We start from the raw sequence: 3095 nt of genomic DNA on the forward strand, positions 1-3095 counted from the left end.
CACCCTTGTCGAACAAGAACCACGTCAACCACGCGTACATCGCATCCCAATCATAGCGCGGCGCAGCACCCGTGTTTGTGGACGGACGGCGCAGCAGATCGCGTTCCTCCTCAAACTGCTGCACCGAGTGCGCTGCCAGCAACAGATCCGTCGACCGAAGCGGGATACCATCAAGTGGATCGGTCACCTTCAGCCAGACTTTGCTTCCGGGCGGCAGGACACGCTTTAGGCGGCAGAGTTCATCGCTGGGCCCATAGCGACGGAACATCGGCATCAGCTCGGCAATCGGAACTTCGACCAACCCGGCGACGGTTTCTTCACCACAACTGACAGGCGGGATGCCCGCCAGAACCTGAAAGTGTCCAGCTGCGGCCCAGCCCGCGACATCGGCCGGAGGACAGCCCCAGCGCGCTGAAAGTTCATAAATCGAGTAAAAGGCGATGGGCGGCAGTGGCATGGATAGAAACCTTTCAGACATGCGGCATCGTTCGGCCAAAGCCGTCGGAATGCGGGGTTAAAGAGCCCGCGATGCAACGCATGCGGATTGGCTGGTGAGCCTTTTGTCGAGGAAAACCACCTGCGGTCCAGAGCCGCATCGCACAAGATGCTGGCGCCTGACTGTGTTCGTGTTTTTCGATTCTTGTTTGCTGCTCATTGCCAGAATACCCAACCTATGGGCGAGCAGGCAATCACGAACCCGTGATAGTCGGCCTATGCAGCCGGTTGCCGCAACAAACTGTCGAGTGCCGTTGAATGTCGGCAGCGCGGGACCGGAATTGGTTGTTCCGTCAATTCCGCACCGCGCAAATCCCGCGAATCACTGTTCAGTTCCAGCCAATTTGACCTGCCAGGATGAGCGAGTAGCTTGGTCCTGTGACCAGCGCATAAAGCCTTCCGATATTGAAAATGTCAGGCGCGCAGTGGCGGTCTCGCACTCAACCCAAACAGCCTGAAACCCCAACGAAACATGGACCGGAATTGGTCAGCGGCTTTCAATTCCACCTTCCGCCTGTCTTCCGCCCCGCGCGCTCTGCTTCGCTGTCCCTGCCTCCAAGAGAGGGGCCAGAGGAAAATGGAGCAACCATGAAACAACCCCAACCTGAAATCCCGCATGAACCGCTGAACCTGCTGGCGGACTGGATCAGCCGCGAGCAGTTGGCGGGCGAATTGGGTATCACATCCGACACGCTCGCCAGATGGGAGGCGCGCCGCCAAGGGCCACCCTGCACACGCATCGGACGCAAAGCGCTCTACCGGCGTATCGCCGTTCAAGACTGGATCCGCGCACAGGAACAAGTGCATCCGGTGCGCAAATCGCGGGGGCGGTCATGACCGCGCCTCTCTTCCTCCCCGCACCATGGCCCGCTGACCGCGTGGCCGAGGCCCGGGCCGTCATCGCCGATGTAGCCCATCACAGCGACCACCTGATCCGGCTCGCCTGCAACGTTTTGGCCGCGCATGGCGAAACCGACGGTGAACGCAAAGATGCTCGCGCGCTGCTGCTGGTGATCGACGCACGGCGGCCGATCCGACAGGCCCAGCGTGAGGGCAACGGGGAGGCCGGGGAATGAACCGCCGCGGCACCCCCGAAGCCGATCTGCAGCGTGCGGTGGTACAAGCGCTGCGCACTGTTCTGCCCCGCACAGCCATCATTCATCATTGTGCCAATGAGGTGACCGAACCCGGTCCTCGCGGAGCCAAACGTCAGGCGATCCTCGTCGGCATGGGCGTCCATGCGGGCTTCGCCGATCTGATCGTGATCTCCGGCGGCCGTGTTCTGTTTCTGGAGGTCAAGAGCGAGACCGGACGCTTGCGCAAATCGCAGGAGGTGTTCCGCGACACCGTCTGTGCGCAGGGGTTTGGCTGGGCGCTGGTGCGCTCGGTCGACGATGCGCTGGGCGCGCTGGCCGACAACGCCTTCACCAGCCGTGTGCAGATCCCGGCGCGGAGGGTCGCGCCATGAGCCACAAAGCAACCGTCTGGGCCATCCAACAACGCGGGTTGAAGCCTGCGACCAAGATCGTGCTTTGGTTCCTCTGCGACCGGCACAATCCGGATTTCGGCTGTTTCCCGACGCAGGCACGATTGGCCGACGACGCGGAAATGTCGGTCTCAGCGCTGAACAACCATCTCACCAAGCTTGAGGAGCTGCGCCTGATCCACCGGGTTCGCAGCTATGATCCGCGCACCCACAAGCGCAAGGCAACGCGCTACATCTTGGGGTTCGAGGATGGGTTTCCACCAGAGCCAACTCCGGAAACCGGAGATGGAATTGCAGGAACGGAGGAAGAACAGAACGCCGACCCAACTCCTGATTCCGGTGATGGAGCCGTCTCCGGATTTTCGGCAAAGCCATCTCCTGATTTTGCCGAAAGCCATCTCCGGAATCCGGAGATTAACCTTGTAAGAGAACCTGTAAAGGAGGAGGAGGACGCGCGAGCGCGCGATTTCGATTTTGATCGGTTTTTTGAAGAGCTGCTCTCGGCGCTGGGCTTTGCCGCCAATGCGACCCTCCCGGCCTGGTGGCAGGGATGGCCAGCGCGCCAGCACGTTCGCCGCTGGATCGATGATCTTGGTCTCTCCACGGATCGGATCATCGAGGTTGCTTCTGAGAGTCGGGGCGATCATCCCAACCCGCCCGATGGGCCAAAGGCTCTCGACCGGTTCATGGAACGCGCAGCCCAGCGCGATGCGCAGGCTGCGGCCAATTCCGTGAAAGCCAGGCGCAGCCGCAAGGCCCAAGGCAAGCCGCCGCCCAGCCCGGATGAGCTGGCGGCCTTCTACGCGGGCAAGGTCAACTCCGACGAATATCTGCCCCCCAGCATGATCAGCGCCGCAATGTGCGGATTGATGCTGGAACGCGGACTCGTCACCCCGGAACGCCTCCGGATGCGAGGTGTGCGATGACCTTTCAAAGACCTATCCACAATCGCGGAGGACGCACAAAGCGTGCGCTGGGCGTGCAGGCGGCGCTGGAATGGGCATTCCGGATCGAGAAGGCCCAACTTGAACTACCGCCTCCCAAGAACGTGTCGGAAGAAGGCTTTGGCTTTGGCGTCGAATATGTCCTGATGCAGCGGGCCGCGCTGGGCTGC

5 protein-coding genes and 1 pseudogene are annotated in these 3095 nt (G+C 61.5%); 5 read left to right on the plus strand and 1 reads right to left on the minus strand.

Annotated elements, in window-relative coordinates; translation table 11 throughout:
* Positions 1 to 478, minus strand: a 478-nt coding sequence (locus tag QZ196_RS17440; protein ID WP_296428678.1) for a hypothetical protein, incomplete at its 3' end; no start/stop codon positions are given.
* Positions 479 to 1083: 605 nt separating this feature from the next.
* Here QZ196_RS17440 and QZ196_RS17445 point away from each other — a divergent pair.
* The 5 genes and pseudogenes from QZ196_RS17445 to QZ196_RS17465 all read left to right on the plus strand — a co-directional run.
* Positions 1084 to 1332, plus strand: a complete 249-nt coding sequence (locus tag QZ196_RS17445) for a DNA-binding protein (protein WP_296428680.1) — start codon at positions 1084 to 1086, stop codon at positions 1330 to 1332.
* Positions 1329 to 1571 carry a hypothetical protein gene (locus QZ196_RS17450; protein ID WP_296428682.1) on the plus strand — a complete coding sequence of 81 codons (243 nt, stop codon included), beginning with the start codon at positions 1329 to 1331 and terminating at the stop codon, positions 1569 to 1571. The genes QZ196_RS17445 and QZ196_RS17450 overlap by 4 nt, the downstream gene beginning before the upstream one ends.
* The gene (locus QZ196_RS17455) at positions 1568 to 1963 is read left to right on the plus strand and encodes a VRR-NUC domain-containing protein (protein WP_296428685.1); all 396 of its coding nucleotides are present in this window, start codon (positions 1568 to 1570) and stop codon (positions 1961 to 1963) included. The genes QZ196_RS17450 and QZ196_RS17455 overlap by 4 nt, the downstream gene beginning before the upstream one ends.
* Positions 1960 to 2907: a helix-turn-helix domain-containing protein gene (locus QZ196_RS17460; protein WP_296428687.1), complete on the plus strand. Its 948-nt coding sequence runs from the start codon at positions 1960 to 1962 to the stop codon at positions 2905 to 2907. The genes QZ196_RS17455 and QZ196_RS17460 overlap by 4 nt, the downstream gene beginning before the upstream one ends.
* Positions 2904 to 3095: pseudogene (locus tag QZ196_RS17465) on the plus strand (hypothetical protein); the annotation flags it as partial. The gene QZ196_RS17460 and the pseudogene QZ196_RS17465, both read left to right, overlap by 4 nt.

Source organism: Yoonia sp. (assembly GCF_017854565.1).
In the GTDB taxonomy this organism is placed as follows: domain Bacteria; phylum Pseudomonadota; class Alphaproteobacteria; order Rhodobacterales; family Rhodobacteraceae; genus Yoonia.